At 59.4% G+C, this 16,156-nt stretch carries 14 protein-coding genes; 4 read left to right on the top strand and 10 right to left on the bottom strand.

All coding sequences use genetic code 11. From position 1 onward, the window contains the following. Positions 1–116: 116 nt before the first annotated feature. From PU724_RS26740 to PU724_RS26760, 5 genes are all read right to left on the bottom strand, one after another. Positions 117–1,823 carry a PHP domain-containing protein gene (locus tag PU724_RS26740; RefSeq protein WP_354422636.1) on the bottom strand — a complete coding sequence of 569 codons (1,707 nt, stop codon included), beginning with the start codon at positions 1,821–1,823 and terminating at the stop codon, positions 117–119. A 94-nt stretch (positions 1,824–1,917) separates the two neighbouring features. Then, positions 1,918–3,837: a DNA ligase D gene (gene ligD, locus PU724_RS26745; protein ID WP_354422963.1), complete on the bottom strand. Its 1,920-nt coding sequence runs from the start codon at positions 3,835–3,837 to the stop codon at positions 1,918–1,920. Positions 3,838–4,109: 272 nt separating this feature from the next. Continuing rightward, positions 4,110–4,880, bottom strand: coding sequence for an exodeoxyribonuclease III (xth, locus tag PU724_RS26750; protein ID WP_354422638.1), 771 nt, complete (start codon positions 4,878–4,880; stop codon positions 4,110–4,112). Positions 4,881–5,003: 123 nt separating this feature from the next. Continuing rightward, positions 5,004–5,606 carry a general stress protein gene (locus PU724_RS26755; protein ID WP_354422640.1) on the bottom strand — a complete coding sequence of 201 codons (603 nt, stop codon included), beginning with the start codon at positions 5,604–5,606 and terminating at the stop codon, positions 5,004–5,006. 25 nt (positions 5,607–5,631) lie between these two features. Beyond that, a complete protein-coding gene (locus tag PU724_RS26760) occupies positions 5,632–6,381 on the bottom strand; it encodes a DUF4142 domain-containing protein (RefSeq protein WP_354422642.1) in 750 nt (249 codons plus the stop codon). A gap of 177 nt (positions 6,382–6,558) precedes the next feature. Here PU724_RS26760 and PU724_RS26765 point away from each other — a divergent pair, with 177 nt between their 5' ends. Continuing rightward, positions 6,559–7,197, top strand: a complete 639-nt coding sequence (locus PU724_RS26765; RefSeq protein WP_354422965.1) for a hypothetical protein — start codon at positions 6,559–6,561, stop codon at positions 7,195–7,197. 15 nt (positions 7,198–7,212) lie between these two features. Here PU724_RS26765 and PU724_RS26770 read toward each other — a convergent pair whose 3' ends face one another. Next, a complete protein-coding gene (locus PU724_RS26770) occupies positions 7,213–8,715 on the bottom strand; it encodes a PAS domain S-box protein (RefSeq protein ID WP_354422644.1) in 1,503 nt (500 codons plus the stop codon). A gap of 516 nt (positions 8,716–9,231) precedes the next feature. On the opposite strand from PU724_RS26770, the gene PU724_RS26775 reads away from it, so the two are divergent. After that, positions 9,232–9,696 (top strand): YidB family protein, encoded by a 465-nt coding sequence (locus PU724_RS26775; RefSeq protein WP_354422646.1) that lies wholly within the window; start codon positions 9,232–9,234, stop codon positions 9,694–9,696. A 92-nt stretch (positions 9,697–9,788) separates the two neighbouring features. On the opposite strand, the gene PU724_RS26780 is transcribed toward PU724_RS26775, so the two are convergent. The 3 genes from PU724_RS26780 to PU724_RS26790 all read right to left on the bottom strand — a co-directional run bounded on the left by PU724_RS26780 (position 9,789) and on the right by PU724_RS26790 (position 13,228). Further along, complete coding sequence (locus PU724_RS26780) at positions 9,789–11,120, bottom strand: hypothetical protein (protein ID WP_426213673.1); 1,332 nt, start codon at positions 11,118–11,120, stop codon at positions 9,789–9,791. A 73-nt stretch (positions 11,121–11,193) separates the two neighbouring features. Further along, positions 11,194–12,387, bottom strand: coding sequence for an MFS transporter (locus PU724_RS26785; protein ID WP_354422650.1), 1,194 nt, complete (start codon positions 12,385–12,387; stop codon positions 11,194–11,196). 106 nt (positions 12,388–12,493) lie between these two features. After that, a complete protein-coding gene (locus PU724_RS26790) occupies positions 12,494–13,228 on the bottom strand; it encodes a helix-turn-helix transcriptional regulator (protein WP_426213674.1) in 735 nt (244 codons plus the stop codon). Between the two features lie 422 nt (positions 13,229–13,650). On the opposite strand from PU724_RS26790, the gene PU724_RS26795 reads away from it, so the two are divergent. Together PU724_RS26795 and PU724_RS26800 are read left to right on the top strand one after the other, a co-directional pair. Next, positions 13,651–14,637, top strand: coding sequence for a class I SAM-dependent methyltransferase (locus PU724_RS26795; protein ID WP_128271535.1), 987 nt, complete (start codon positions 13,651–13,653; stop codon positions 14,635–14,637). A 131-nt stretch (positions 14,638–14,768) separates the two neighbouring features. Beyond that, the gene (locus PU724_RS26800; RefSeq protein WP_354422654.1) at positions 14,769–15,710 is read left to right on the top strand and encodes a LysR family transcriptional regulator; all 942 of its coding nucleotides are present in this window, start codon (positions 14,769–14,771) and stop codon (positions 15,708–15,710) included. An 8-nt stretch (positions 15,711–15,718) separates the two neighbouring features. Here the strand turns inward: PU724_RS26800 and PU724_RS26805 are convergent, their stop codons facing one another. Further along, positions 15,719–15,910 carry a hypothetical protein gene (locus tag PU724_RS26805; RefSeq protein ID WP_354422656.1) on the bottom strand — a complete coding sequence of 64 codons (192 nt, stop codon included), beginning with the start codon at positions 15,908–15,910 and terminating at the stop codon, positions 15,719–15,721. Between the last annotated feature and the right edge of the window lie 246 nt (positions 15,911–16,156).

A 16,156-nucleotide genomic window follows, 5' to 3' on the forward strand; every position in this document is an offset into this window, starting at 1 on the left:
TGAAATTCCTCCTGTTGCCTTGGTTGATTGACCGTCGGATCTGCCAACGTCATTTCTACCAACGAAAACAAAGGCCCTACGTTCCGGGAGTGGGCCATGATCCTGACCGCCGCTCGTTACGCGGCTCTAGGGCTCTTCGCAGGCGAGTGACGGTTGCCGCCGTTGCGGGCGGACTTGCGCTTTGAAAGATGCGCGAGCACAGCCGTCAAACCCATGGCGTTCAAAACCCGATCTCTGGGGATACCTCCCTTGCGGGCCATTTCGACGCCCCAATGCACGTGGTCGAGTTCGCGGATTGAATGGGCGTCCGGATTGATGCTGAAGATGCAGCCGTAGTCGAGGGCTTTCTGATGCCAGCGCCAGTCGAGATCGAGCCGCCAGGGATGCGCGTTGATTTCGACAGCGACACCATATTTCGCGCACGCTCTGAGGACCTTGTCGACGTCGAGCTCGTAGCCGGGACGACGCAACAATTGGCGACCGGTCATGTGCCCGATGATTGTCGTCAGGGGGTTCGCGATTGCCTCAATGATACGGTCCGTCTGCTCTTTCTTCGGCAACTTGAAGCGGCTGTGCACGCTCGCGACAACGAAATCGAACCGCTTCAAGACGTGGTCCGGATAATCAAGCGAGCCGTCGGCGAGGATGTCTGCCTCAATGCCCTTCAGGACACGGAATTTTCCGCCATACCTCTTGTTCAGCCGATCCGCTTCACGGTGCTGCTCGGCAATCTCCTGCAGTGTGAGGCCGCCCGCGTAGTGGGCAGACTGCGAATGGTCGGCGACACCAAAGTAGTCGAACCCGCGCTTGCGCGTCGCTTCAGCCATTGCCTCAAGCGTCTCGGTACCATCGGATGCGGTCGTGTGAGAATGCAGGATACCATGCAGATCTTCATCCCGGACGAGGGTAGGGAGCTGCCGCCTCGCTGCCCGCCCAATCTCGTCTCTGCCTTCGCGCAGTTCAGGTTCGATGAACTGCAGGTCCAACGCACCGTAGATTTCCTCCTCTGTCGCTGATGCGATCAGCCTTCTCCCGCGGTAGAGCCCGCCGGGTTTGAGGGCAAATCCTCTCGCGGCCGCGTATATCTTCAACTGCTCAAGATGGACAACTGAACCGGTTGCTTCGAGGAGGCTCGCGCCAAAGTGCTTGTTGTCCGTGACGACAAGCCTGAGCGTGGATTGCTCGATTTCGGTCCGCTTCTTGCCCAGCGCGACCAGCGCGAGCTCGGTAACAAGTTCGCAACCGCGCCGGAAATCACCGGCGATTTCCACACGCGAAAGTTCGGGATGCTCTTGCTTCACCGATAGGATTGCATGCTCAAGGAGTGCGGCGGCCTTGTGCAGGTGAAGCTGTGTTTCGTCGCTTCGAGCGATAGCCAGGTTTTGCAGGATTTTTGTCTGAAGCGAAGCACCAAGGCCTTTGACAGGCCGGATACGATCTGCCTTTGCCGCGGCTTCGAGCTCGGCCAACGAGTTCACACCGAGCGCCTGATGGAGCTTCAGGATCTTGTCAGGCCGCAGGCCAGGTATTGTAAAAAGCTCCATCACACCTGCCGGCACCTCCTCGCGCAGCGTCTCAAGGCGTGGATGCGTGCCCGTTTCATGGAGCTTGCGCACAATGTCCGCGATCGCCTCACCGATTCCCGGGATTCTGGTGAGGGCGCCCGCGGCGATGATCCGATCAAGCGGCTGCGACAACGCAGCCAGACTATCGGCCGCGCGCAAGTAAGCCTTGGTGCGATAGGGATTGTCTCCGCGCAGCGACGTGCGATGTGCGTATTCCCTAAGCAGACTGGCGACTGTCCGCGGATCGGTTTTGGCCATGGTCAAGGCAAACGGGGCCAATCACCGCAGGTTCCAATCGGGGCAAAGGCAGCGAAGCGCCCAATCCAGCCTCGCTGCCTTTCGCGGAGTGGGGCTAGAGATCCGGCAATGATTGGTCGGCTCGACCCCATCCCGCCAGAGATTTGCTAGCTGCGCGTTTCTTCAATTCAGGAGCATCGCCGACGTGGAAATGCGAGGGCGCATCAATCGTCTTCATCTCCGCCCAGGTGATCGGCGCCGCGACCGGTGCGCCAGCTCGGGACCTAGCGCTATAAGGCATGATCGCGGTCGCCCCACGCTGGTTGCGCAAATAGTCGACAAAGATGCGACCCTTGCGGCGCGCCTTCGACAACGCGGCCGTGAAGTGAGAGGGATCGCTTTGAGCGACCGCCTGAGCGAGGCGATGCGCAAAGTCTTTCACTCGCGGCCACTCGGCCTGTGGGGTGAGCGGCGCGATCACGTGCACTCCTTTGCCTCCCGTCAGCATCGGGAACGTCGTAAGTCCCAGCGATTTCAAAATATCACGAAACTGGAAAGCGGCGGCGCGGACAGCTTCGAAATCGAGACCCTCATCCGGGTCGAGATCGAAGACGAGGCGGTCGGCCTTTTCGACATCCTCTATCCGAGCTCCCCACCCGTGCAGCTCGATCGTTCCCATCTGGACGCAGGTCATCAGCCCATCGGCGTCGTCGACATAAAGGTATGGCTCCTCGTGACCGTCCTTTTCCGTAATACCGACGTGGTGGACCTTGTCGCCGAAGCTCCCGGCATCATGCTTCTGGAAAAAGCACTTCTTGGCCCGGCCCTGGGGACACCGAACAAGGCTGATCGGCCGACTGCCGACCCAAGGCAGCATGATCTCCGCGACGGCCGCATAGTGGTCGGCAAGCTGGCCTTTGGTGATATTGGACTCCGGATAGATAACGCGGTCACGGTTGCTGATAGCGATGGTGTTCGCCGGCGCCGCGGTCAGCTTGGCTGTGCGACGTTCCGTCTCCAGCACGACCGCCGCCGCCTTCTTGTCTTCGCGCAGACCGAGGTAGCTCGGATGTCTCAACGTTCCTTCGTTGGTCATCTCTGTGAAGGCAATCTCCGCCACCAACTTGGGCCGAAGCCAGTGTGCTCCGCGAACTTCGGCTCGCGGCGCCTCGACGGTCGCGGCCTTCTGCTCGAGTGGTGCCATGATCTTCATGAGACGGAAAAGTTCAGCTGTATCGAAGCCGGTCCCGACTTTCCCGGCATAACGCAGCTTGCCGCCGTCATGCACTCCAAGGATCAATGACCGGAAGGCGCGGACCTTGTCGGACGGCGTCCAGCCGACAATCACGAATTCCTGCCGTTTGATGCACTTAATCTTGAGCCAGTTTCCGCCGCGGGCGGCCACATAATGCGAATCGGCGAGCTTTGAAACCACCCCCTCGAGACCAGCTGCGCAAAAGCGCTCGAGCAACTCTTCTCCGCGACCCAGAATATGATCGGAATAACGAAGCACCGGGTTCTTCGCGGGCAAAATGGCCTGGAGCTTTTCCTTGCGATCAAGGAGAGGACGCCTGGTGAGATCTTCGCCGTTGAGTTGAAGGAGGTCGAAGGCATAAAAGTCGATGGTCGCCGGCGCACCTTTCAATGCGTTTTGAAGGGCCTGGAAGTTTGATCGTCCGTTCGCATCGACAACGACGGCCTCGCCATCAATCAGGGCGGACCCGACCTTGAGCTTGCTGGCTTCCGAAAGAATGGAAGGAAAACGGTGAGACCAGTCCAGGCCAGATCGCGTGTAGGCACGCGCTTGCCCACTGTCGACGGCGACTAGAATGCGATAGCCGTCATATTTCATTTCGTGGAGCCAGCGGTCGCCGGCAGGGACGACGTCCACGAGCGTTGCGAGCTGGACAGGCCGAAAAGTGGGCAGTTCTGAATTGGCTGGGTCACGCGTAGGCGACTTCGCTTGACGAGCGGTTGACCCCTGAATTGCTTTACGCGACGTTGGCTTGACCACACTACACCCGCCCCATCCCACGACGAAATGGTTTAATCGCGTCCAACGCACGACTGCTTCTTTAGTTTCGCTGCGAGTGGAGCTTGTCTCCGTCATTGCCGAGTCGCTTGCAGCGCCTCGGCCGGCTCTCAGCTGGATCCGTACTGGCTGCTTCCCTCCACCATCTTGCCACATGGCCATATTGGATCGTAACGAACTTTGGCATTTGCGAGATCTCCTTTTAGGGGTTTCGACGTGAAGCGTGGGCGACGGCCGCAAGCAGTCTTTCTGCAAGTGCGATCGCGCGATCGGTCTTAACCGACGTCGATCCAGGCGGGTGCGTGATCGCTCGGCTTTTCCCATCCACGGGTCGCGACATCGACACCCGCAGCCAGAATGCTCTTCGCAAGGGACGGGCTTACGAGCAGATGGTCCATCCGCAGGCCTGAGCTTCTGTCGTAGCCACCGCGATAGGAAAAGTTCCAGTAGGTGTATATGCCCTTGTCTGGATGGATACGACGCATCGCATCCACCCAACCCAAGGTTAGCATGTGGGCATAGGCTTTCCTGCTTTCGGGGAAGAAAACGGCATCGCCCAGCCAGCGCGCCGGAAGAACGGCGTCTATTTCGGTGGGCACGACGTTGTAATCACCACAAAGCACCGTCCGCTCGCCCAACAGCGACTGGCTGTAGGTGACGAGACGCTCGAACCAACGGAGCTTGTAATCGAACTTTGGCCCTGGCGCGGGATTGCCATTGGGCAGATAGATGCAGCCGACGACGAGATCGTCGATTTCCGCCTCGAGATAGCGGCTATGCATATCATCGGGATCGCCCGGCAAGCCGCGGCGGCGCTCGACCGGATCCCTCCCACGGGCCAGGATTGCCACTCCGTTATAGGATTTCTGGCCGTGCCAGATTGCGCTAAAGCCGAGGTCCCGAATCGCCTCGATCGGAAATTTCACGTCCGATGTTTTCAGTTCCTGAAGGCAGACCACGTCATAGTCAGTCTCGCCAAGCCACTTCAGCAGCACCGGCAAGCGCCCATTGACACCATTGACGTTGAAGGTCGCGATCCGGGTCATCCCCGCTATTCCTGCGTGAGGTTGCCTTAGATGTTCCTGATGAGCAGACAATCAAAAAATTTCGGATGCCTCGTGCGCCCGGCAAGAAAAAGCCCCGTCGTGTATTCGACGGGGCCTCATTTTTTAGAGTGGTGTGGTCCGGCGAACGCGATCGCGTTCGGCCTCGATGTCATCATAGGGCTCTGCGGCCGCGTCGAAACCCGTCCACCCGCTGGCCTCGTAAGCGCTTCGCCGCTCGTCCAGGTTGGCGGCACGCTCGCCTCGCAGGATGCGTTCAGCCTCGCCGGTGAGCCGATCGTCGACTTTGGCCGTCACGAGACTGCCGCCGCGGCGAACGCCCTCGGCATAGACATGAGCATCGCGTTCAGGAACGCCGGACTCCGTCAGCGCGCCCACAATTCCGCCGGCGGCTCCGCCGACCACCGCGCCGCCCACCGCGCCAACTGCCGTAGCAGCTAGCCAGCCGGCCGCCACCACAGGCCCAACACCGGGTATGGCCATGATTCCGAGCCCGGTAAGGAGGCCGCCCGCGCCGCCCACGAGCGCTCCCAGGCCTGCGCCGGCGGCGGCATCGTCGCCGGCTTCCGAGGTCTCATCCCGATACCAATTGTCGGAATTGTTCGCCACGATGCTGATGTCGTCTCTCGGCACGCCAATCGCTTCCAGCTCGCTTACTGCGTCGGACGCGTCCTGATAGTCATCGAAAAGTCCGGTGACAGTCGTCATGTTTCACTCCATCGTCTGAGTTCGGTTATTGAGCGCCGGCAACCACGTTGCCTTTGAAATCGAGCGCTACGGCTACCTGCTTTCCGTCTTTCTCGGCGGTGCCGCGCCAGATGCCCTGGTCGTCCTTCGTCAATGTGCTGACATTGGCGAAGCCGGCATCCTGGATCCGTGATTTCGCCTGGGCTTCCGTAAAGCTGTTCGCTCCAGGCACCGGAGCGGATGCGTTCTGGTCTGTGTCTGTCGCCGCGGGTGCGGTGCTGGTCGTTGCCGTATTGTCGGTCTTGCCGGAGGCAATCTTTTCGATCATCTCCTGATGCATCTTGAGTGTCGGCAACGTCTGCTGTGCGAATGCCTTGAGATCCGCGTTGTCGCCGTCGGCCGCATAGTCCTGGAACAGCTTGACCGCGTCGGCGTGCGCGTCTTGCTGCATCTTCACGTAAGTCTGGTCGGCTGACCCGTTCGTGGATTTCAACGCCTCGAGGTCACTCTTGTGATTGGCGTCCGCCTCCGCCGGAACCTGCAATTTCTGCTCGCCGGCGATCGACTGCAGTTTGGCGTTGGCGGCGCCGTGATCGGTAATCATTTTCAGGGCAAAGTCGTTGATGGCCTGGTCTTTCGCCTTGCCCTGGACGATCTTGCTGGACTCGACTTCGAAGATCCCGCCTTGCGCGGCCTTGTTGACGAAATCCTGCGCCTTTTCGGCACTGAGCGCCGGATGGGCAAAACCCAGTCCGACCGCCGTGCAGAGCGCAGCCGATAGCAAATGAAGTTTCATGGATATCCTCCAACGCACAGAATTGTGCCTGGAAGACAAACAGAGGGGCGCAGCGTTTGTTCCAACAATCGGTGCCACCCCCGCACTGAGAAATTGGCGTCCCGAGTTTCGCGTCTGTGCATAAAAGTGCACGGGCGTCGGGTAGTGTTTGCAGGCGGGACACCCCATCTTTCCGGCATGCCCGCGCGCCCAAAAATCGACCCGACCTCAAAATTGATCGCCGAGTGGCCGCTGTCGCCGGCCGCGACCCTGGGATCGTCCATGCGGGCGAGGGGCATTTTCCTTGAGATCCGCGCGCGTCTGCCGCCTGCGCTCAGAAACTTGCTTCATATCGAATCCCGGGTGCTGACCTTGCGACTGCCGGAGGGCTCTTACGCAGATGTCGATGCGGCAACGGCGATCGTGTCCAAAGCGATGCAGGACATCGAAGACCTGCCGGTGATCCCGCGCGAAGTCGAGGACATCCTGACGATTTCGTCTGGCGAGCGTCACCGCTGGCTCAAGGCCGGACGTTTGCAGAGCGCCGGGACCAGGACGGTCAAGCTTCGCGGCCGCGCCAGGAAGATCACATTCCACGTGTTCGACCCGCGGCACATCGAAGATGTGCTTGACCGTGACCTGGTCACTGTCTGGCGTGACGAAGATGCGGCGGCAGCCGCGGAGAACCGGCGACGGGCCGCCGCCAAGGCGGCAATCAAGCGTGCGCAGAAGAGGGGGCGTGAGGCTCCCCATTCAGCCGGGAGTGGCGGAGACGAAAGCTCGAAGGCCAAACTGCGCGGTTGGGAAGACTTTGAGAGCGATGGGCTGCTGCGCTGACAAGCGACTCGGTCATCATGCCGAGAATCTTTCAATATCGATCGTGATCTCAAGGACAATTCCGGCGGGGCCCCAATCTCGCACGACTCCGCCAAGCTCACTCGCGGCGGCGCGTACCAAGCGGCTCCCGAAACCTTCGTCTTCGGTTGCGACCGGAGGTGGTCCTCCTACCTCTCTCCACCGGACAGTCACCTTACCGTCCCGACTGGAGCATGCGATTTCTATTGAGCCGGCGGCCGCCGAGAGGCTGCCATGTTTGGCAGCGTTGGTGGCGAATTCGTGTAGCAAGAGAGAAAGCGGCGTGATCATCGCTGAAGGCACCGGCATATCGATGCCACTGATCGCGAAGCGGGGATGCTCGTCAGCTCCATGGCGGTATGGCGCGAGGATTGCGGCGATCAATGCATGTAGGCTCGTCGCGACCTGAACAGAGGGGCCAGTCGAAGGGAGCATCGTCAGCGCATGCGCCCGCGCGAGGGCGCCGAGCCGGTCAGAAACGGTGGAGGCGAGCGCGGCCGGCGTTTCAGCGGCTGACGCGCTCAAATTGACGATGGAGCTTGCGATGGCAAAGAGATTCTTCACGCGGTGGTCCATCTCGCGAAGCAGCAGCTCCCGCTGCTCTTGCGCGCGCAGCCGCTCGGAAATGTCACGGCCGATCTTGGAGACACCGATAATTGCGCCAGACGTATCCGCGATCGGGGAAGCGGTCAAAGAGATCGGAATGCTGCTGCCATCCTTGCGCATGCGAACGGTCTCGAAATGCTCGACATGTTCTCCATTGCGAATGCGCGCCAGAATCTTTCGCTCCTCATTCTGGCGATCGGGCGGTATCAGCAACATGAGCGGACGTCCGACAATTTCCTTGCGGCCGTAGCCGTAGATACCCTCGGCGCCGTTGTTCCAGTCCGTAACGATGCCATCCATATCGATCGCGATGATTGCGTCATCCGAGGATTCGACCAGTGCGCTCAGTCGCGCTGCCGTTGTTTCCGCCCGCATCCGTTCCATCGCAAACCCGAGCTGACGGGCAATAGTCAACGCAAGTTCGCGTTCACGATCGGCGAAGCGATGAGGTGCTGGATAGTAGACCATGAACTTGCCGATGAGCTCGCGGGAGCTGGCAAGCGGGATAAAGGCCAGCGCTTCGATTCCCTCGCCAAGGACCCTGTCGATGAGTTGCCGAGATTCACCGCTGAGACGAATATCCTCGACAAAGATTGGCTCGGCATTGTGGTCCCCGCGCGTCCACGGCGTGTGGCCGTTAACTGCCTCGCGGTATTCTTCAGAGAGTGAGCGCCACGCGACGAAGCTCATGACGCCGTGGCTGTCAAATCTCAGAATCGAGGCGCGCGACGAACCGAGCGCGTCGCATATGGCATCGAGTGCTGCATCGTAGATCTCGCCAAGGCCGTTGGCTCGGTATAGTCGGTCGGTGAGGCGAAAGAGGACGGCTTGCTCTCTGACAATATCGCCGTCGGCTGGCTCATGCTGGCCTCGCCCCATGGCCGCATCACTCATGGCCCCGTGCCGCATGGCTCTATCCCACGGATGGCTCGATTTAAGTTCGACCAAGTCCTCGACCAAACCACCTAACGCAGCACCGCTCCCCAAGTTCTTGGACTGCCGGTTGCGACCGCAACCATGCCAAACAATATGCGCCTTGCGCAGTTTCGCAATAGGGACTTCGGGCCTGACGTGGATTGGTACCGTCAGTCGTTATCGCTTGCTTGGACCCCGGGACTGACTTCGACATCCGACGACTTGCAGGACGCTGAGGCAGGACGGCTCAAGGTTGGCGATCGATACAGGAACAAATCGGATTGGACAGGGTTCAGCAATAATGCCCGGAGACCGACGCGAGAAGCTGGCCGAATTGCTGCGCCGCCAAATTGCGAGGGAGGCGGTGCGGCGGTATCTGCGTGGGCGTCTTCCAACCTGTGATAATGACCAATGTTCCGCGACTCGGATTTTGCTAGCCAGACGGAACCTTTGCGAGCACGAAACCTTCTCCCTGTGATCCAAGGGAGGAAACCAATGGCAAATCTGGGAAGACTGGCTGTCGCAGTGCTTGGCATCCTTGCTTATCAAAATCGCGAAAAGATCGGAGACTTGATTCGAGGAAATCGCGATCCCAACAACCCGCAGGGAGGGCTCTTGGATCAGCTATCCAAGGGCGTGTCCGGCACGGCGCTTGGGGACATCCTCGAGCGCTTCAGAAATGCAGGAGCCGGGTCGAAGGTGGATTCGTGGGTTAGCACCGGACCCAATCAGCCGATCGAACCAAAGGACGTGGAGACCGCAATCGACGAGGACACGCTCACGTCTCTTTCGATGCAGACTGGTCTGTCACGCGATGAATTGATTGCCAGGATCACGAAAGATTTGCCCGAAGCAGTCGATAAGCTGACGCCACACGGCGAACTGCCGGCAGCAAACCCGACACAAGAGACAGGCAAGATTACACTCCTCGATCAGGTGCCGCCACGCACCCCCGAGTAGGTGCTGCCGCCCCGGTCATAAGGCCTTAAGAGGGGCGCACGGTCCTGCCCGTCCCAGGGATAAAGCGTGATGTCCTGCGCCTATTGCTCTGCTTAGGAAAAGGCCCATTCCGCATCAGTGGGTGAGATCGCCTGCTCGCCCAACTGTCTGCTAAGCTCTTGCCACGACGCGTCCGAAGAAAAACTGGTCATACTTCCACAGGCTTTTGCGAAGGGAATTTTTCCGAGCCGGTCCATGATGGTATCGCTGGACACGGCCATGTCTCCGTTTCGAAAAACGTCCAAGAGATCGTCATCGCACTCAATTACTCGGTGTCCCCAAGCGCCAGGTAGATCATCCGCGATGAGAGCCTCCCGCAGATCGGCATCCACGCCCGCAGCCTCAAGTGCGCGGCAGACTACATAGCGCATCAACGGGTAGTAGACCGGCTGATGACTGCCTCCGAGCGCGCGGGCGCCCGGCAGGACCGACACGACCAGAAACATGAGAAGGAGATTCGGAATTAGACTGCGGTCGGCCAACCGCTCGATGATTTCGGCAGCCTCGAAGCGAACCATCTTCAATCCTGTTGCCGGATTGACGAGTTCGCCAGCGACCAGTCGCAGTGGCAGGCGCCTGCCGTTTTGATAGAACCAGAAGAAGTCGGTACCGCGCGCGAGCCAGCCACTCCAGGGGCCGTCTGCAAGCCTGTCGATCTCTGCAAGCATATTCAACGCGAACCTTGGGTCTTCCAGCAGCCTCGTACGCAGCCAGGAATTCTCTTCCGACAGATGGTTCGCCACAAGGTCGGCAATATCCTCGTCGTCGATCTGCAAGAAGGTAAAGCGGCTTCCAAACAGCTTCGGCCACAGGCTGCAATTGGCTTCCTTTATGGCATGTGCCGGCCGTTCGAATTGGCCCTTCGGCAGAAGATTGTGAAGCACCGCAAGCGCCTCTGGCTCCGCGCCTTGTTCCGCTGGCACCAGTTCGAACCGATAGGCTCCGGGCCCCGTCAGAAGGCTGTACCCGATCATGCGGCTTCGTGGGAGGCCGAAGACGTTGATCGGCGTCTGATCAACTGTGAGCCAGCCCGGCCCCTTGCGAGCCCTTTCAACGAGGCTCACCGTGCAAACGGCATAGGACAGGTAGGTAGAGCAGCCATGCGCCGAGAGGCCCAGGAGGCTAAGGACGTGAGTGTAGTAAGCCTCCGGGTCCATCAGGAGCAGCAGGTGAGGACCCGTCTGCAAAACGCGACGCTCTTCAAATTCCCTGCAGATTTCTGCGACCGCGTCGATCGGCAATCCATTTCGCTTCCCCGCGTTTTTGATCGCGTCGAGCAGCTTGGCCAGAGCGTATTGCCGACTTTCAGGCATGGTTGTCGAAACTGGGGCCTCGTACAGCCTGGCCGCGTAGTCGCGGATCGGACGGGAATAGTAGTGTTGCATCCACGGGTAGAGTGTCGCCAGCGATCTAAGCACAGCCTGTTTCGCTCCTGCGGCTCCTGCTAGCTCATACACGTCATGGATCCCCCTCTTGCCGAGCGGCGTTGATGCTCAAGGCAGCAACGCCGAAGAGAAGCACCACAGCGAAACCGAGGAAATTCGTCGACGGAAAGGCCTGGTCTCCCAAAACGGTCGCGATGCAGAAAATGACAAACCCAAGCCCGACTGCGAGGCTGTGCATGGCACCTTTGGCCCTGCCCAAGGCCTTGTCGGGTACACGCGACTGCAGTGTGACCTCGACGCTGACCCGGCCCAGATTGTAGAGAAACCCAAGCGCGGCAAACATGGTCAATGTCCAGGGCACGCGCAAGGGTACCAGCGCCATCAGCGCGAGCGCGGTTAAGCCTAAAACCATGAGGTGCAATGTATGAGGACTTATCGTTCCTGTCAGCCGACTGAGCAGTGCCGCTCCGATCAGAGAACCCGCCGACCAGGCTGCCTCGACGCGACCGAAGTCCGCGGCGGTGCCCTTCTGTTCTACGAAAACGAAGCTAGATCCCATCACGCTGACCAACACCGCGCCTCCATATAGGAGCGCGTAGACGGCGAAGAGACGAACCAGGCGCCCGTCAATTTTGAGAACAAGCCCGTTGACTTTGCGTCCGCCAGACGCCGAGCCGCCACGAATGCAGGACAAGGTTCCCGCCGAAACAAGAAAACATGCGGCAAGGAGGACGAACACCAGGGTAGCGGAATGGTCCTTTGGCAACGCACCAACGAGCAGCGCTGCCGCCAGACATCCGAACTGCGTGACGAAGAAGACAACGGAATTTGAAGCTGTCAGATCGCCTCCCGCTACGAGAGGGATCATTGACTGCGAACTCGTAAGTGCAACTCGGTCACATAGCGCAAAGGGAATCGCTGAACACCAGATCGCTGGAAACAAGTCCAGATAGGGAAGCGCGCAGGCTGTGGCGAGCATGACGGCAAAGCGACTGACGTCCGCTGCGATACTCAGCAGTCGTCTGTCAAACCGATCCGCCATTGCGCCAGCCAGGGGGCTCGCGACAAATTCGACAAGGCTGACGATCGCGAGCAACGTCGCGACACTCGCGCTTCCATACCCTGCTTCGACGAGAGTCCACGAGCATGCGATGTAGTAGCCGTTTCGTCCGACAGACGCGGACAACGCACTGGCCAGGAAGCCAATGAAGGCGCGGGGCTCACGGAGCGTTCCTTTGGCATAATGAAACCGAACTTCGCGTGACATCGGCGGCCCACCCATCCATTGGCCGCATGTCATGCCACTCCGGCGATGTCTGATTTAACGGGATGCCGAGCCTTTCAATTCCTTGCTGAAATAAAAGGGGTCCGGGCTAGATCCTGGACTTGCGCCGAAACTCTATCGGGTTCGTGCCAAAGGCGCGTTTGAACGCGGTCGTGAGGTGGCTTGAGCTTGCGAAGCCGCATTCCATCGCGATTTTTGTCGCCGACAAATCCGTCGATCGCAACATCTCCGCGGACTGTACCAATCGGCGCTGCGCGATGAACGCATGCGGCGTCATTCCAGTCGACTGCTTGAACGCCCTGCCGAAATGAAAACGGCTGATACCTAGCTCTTTTGCTAGATCGGCCAGCGTGGGTTTGGCGTCTGGGGATGCCTCGATCATTCCCACGACGCGCTTGAGATCGAAAGTCGAGAGACCGCCTTTTGCCGGCTTGCGGCCGGGTCGGTTCAACCTGACCATTTGCACGAACAATTGCGTGACCTGGCTCTCCACCATCGTCGTGCTTATCGGATCAGGAAACCTGAGCTCGGCGGCTATTCTCTGCAACGCCACTTCTATGGTGTTGTCACGAAATCCGATCCACGGGGGCAGTCCCGTCAGGCGATAGGGTGCAAATCCTTGGAAGGTCTCGTCTTCGAACTCCCGCGCGATCGACACGAGGAGGTAGGAGGCGATTGCGTCGCCCTCATCCCAACCAGTCCATTCGCTGCCGGCAGGGATGTAGACAATCGAACCGGGCCGCCTGGCCGAGAAGGCAACCCGGCGACCGTCGACGAAGTCTTCTCCGCGTCGGGCGGCACCCTTCAAGTTCATCAAGAACATATGCCGGGGGTGGGCAATTCTCGTTTCTTGCCGCTCTAAACCCGTTCTCTTAATTACGTCTGCGCGTATGTTCCCCCAGCTCTCATATTGGTGAACAAGGGTTTGGTGCCGCGAACGGCGGAATGTGGCCGGGTCGAGGCAAAAAATATCCGCCAATCGAAGCGACTCCTTCGGTGACTACTCATCCTCCTGTTTGTGCCTAACCATAGGTTGTTGGACAACTCACAAATAATTCAGAGTTGTCGGTTGATGTGGCGCGAGCGAAAAAATCGCAATTCGATGGAAGCCGCTTCTACAAGGCCATTCTATCCCTCGCCTCCGCTAATACTCGACCACCAAGAATATTACTCGGCGCTAATCTTCGTGCCGTTGTCGAGTTGAGGCATCTCACCGATCACACGGGTAGTGGGAGGCACAATTCGATGCGAGGACTCGACGACTTTCTGGCTGAATGCGACCGCGCCCCGCGGATCAATGAACTGTCAGGCTTTTTCGCGACGACGGCAGCCGGCGAAAGCGGAATGCCTACACGCAAGCCCGAGGTCGATTCCAGGCTTCTTCCGAACGATAACCTCATTCGCGACTTGATCGGCTTGCATGCGGCACGACAAGGCTTCTTCGATCAGCACTATCACAGCAGCATTCCCTACCGGTTGGAGGAGGAGTGCCGGATGGCTTACGGCGTGCTGAGATATGCACGAATTCGCGGTGCCCAGCTGTCGTTATATAGCCTTGGCACAGCGGAGGGCACCATGGCGAGAACACTGTCGGAATTGTCCCGCGGGCAAATCCACAGCCTCTCCTGCAGTCCTAACGCGGAAAATTACAAGTGCTTCATGGCATATGGCGAACCGCCAGACGCCGAGTTCTTTGTCGGCCCGTTCCATCGACTGACCAAGGCCGTCCTCAATTCAAACGCCCGGTTAGGCAAGTTCGCTTCCGGATTCGACATAATCCTCGAAGATACCACCTTTCAAATGTACTCGCCGAACAGACCCAAACAGATTGAGTTCGTGGCGCAGCATCTCAAGGAAGGAGGCATCTTCGTATTCCTCGAGAAATTTCGGGCGGTTGACGACAGCGACTATCAGCGCCGCGAGTACCAGAAGGATTTCGGCTTCAAGGCTCGCTACTTCCAGCAAGAGCAGATCGAGGCAAAGAAGACCGCGGTGCTGACCACGATGTTCAACAACGAGGTGACGCTTGAGGAGATGTCGCGCGCTGTAGGGACACATTTCAAACACTGCGTCATGACCTGGAACAGCGGAAATTTCTGCAGCCTTGCGGCGAGCAACAGCCGGGAAAATCTTAACCTGTACGTCTCGCAGATGGCGGACCCGGCCATTCCACATGAGTATGTCTACGAAGCGGGCTTGTATCGAAGCCTGACGGATCATGCCGTCCCGTGAAAATGTGCCTCGGCGAACTTCTTCAGCCGCGCGCACGGAGGGAACCTATTGACTGCCTCCTGCACCAACGAAGAGATGGGAACGCGTTGCGCCGAAACTGACACGATCCCCGTCGGCAAAGCGCCCGAGGCATGACGCCGAACGGCAACGCGTTGCGGCTACTGGCGTACGCCCTTGCAGCGGTCGATCATGGCAGCCTGAGGCGGGCGGCAAGGGCGATGAGGGTTCGAGAATCCTCCGTGAGCCGAAACATCGTCAAGCTCGAACAACACTTGGAAGTCCAATTGTTCGAACGCGATGTCCGCGGCGTTCGTTTGACGGAGCCGGGTCGAGCCTGGATCGATGTTGTGCGAGCTCACTACGAAGGATTGCTGGACGCTTTCGATGACCGTGTCGGAGACAAGGACGCAAAGACGCTCCGGATTGGATTGTGTTGCGTGAGGGGAGGAGAATTCCTAAGAGGCATCATCGCTCGCTTCGGCAGCCTCTACCCGGACGTGAGCTTTAGCATCGAGGATGTTCCCGCGGGGCGGTGGCTGTCAGCCATACGCCGCCGGCACCTCGACCTCGTGTTCACTCACGACTTTGGCGCCGTCCCTTCCTGTTGCAGCGAAGTGTTTTGGCACGAGCGCCTCTTCGTCCTCTTGCCGTCGTCTCACTCGCTCGTCGACAGGCCCGTGGTCGCATGGTCCGATCTTGCAGAAATGTGCCTGCTCGTTCCAGTCGGGCCAGAGGGGCCGCTATTCGACCTGCGACTATTGGAGCGCATCGCAGCAACCGGCGGCCCGGCAGTGCAGACGTGCCGAGCGAACCAAGCGACGGTCGCTCTCAAGGTGCAACTTGGGGAGGGCCTTACTTTGGCCGAGGAAAGCTGTGCCAGGACGACCGCTATCGAATCCGCGATGTGGAAACCGCTGGCGGGGCAAAACAGTGTCAGCTCAATCAGGGCTGTCTGGCTCGACTCGAATCCAAAGCGTTCTGTGCTCCGGTTGGTTGCTGTTGCCAGGAATAGGGCAGGGGATACGCCCGGTAATTCGGGAACAAATGCTGCTCGACCTGGGCGAAGCACATGAGCGGTGGTTCAGCCTCTGGCGAGGACGGCGGGCTGATTCGCGGCCCCAACCAAATCGGCCGCCGCCTGTTCAACCTGATCGGCTGCATGGTCCACCTGTTCGAGCTTCTTGGCTAGCCGCTCGTGCAGCATCGAAAGCCGTGCTGCGTGGTAGATGGCGCTTCGCTTTCGGCCATCCATGTTGCGAGGTTCAAACAACATCGCGACTGCTCTCCTCAGTGTGCACTTGTCGGCGGGACGGCCTTCGGCAGTCGCCTTCTGGCTGCGAGCCGTTGGCGGCTCCGCATACGGGCGCAAAGGGCGAGGCTAACCGCGAGCCCGCAGCTCTCGCCGACCATTGCATCTGCCTGTTTGGGAGATTTTTCTGCTCGCTTCATGCGTTGCCTGGCGACCGCCTGTTCCAACACCACAAGTTCAACCATACTGCCGCATCCTCATGGTTAGCTG

It is taken from the genome of Mesorhizobium abyssinicae, assembly GCF_049887195.1.
Lineage (GTDB): Bacteria > Pseudomonadota > Alphaproteobacteria > Rhizobiales > Rhizobiaceae > Mesorhizobium > Mesorhizobium abyssinicae.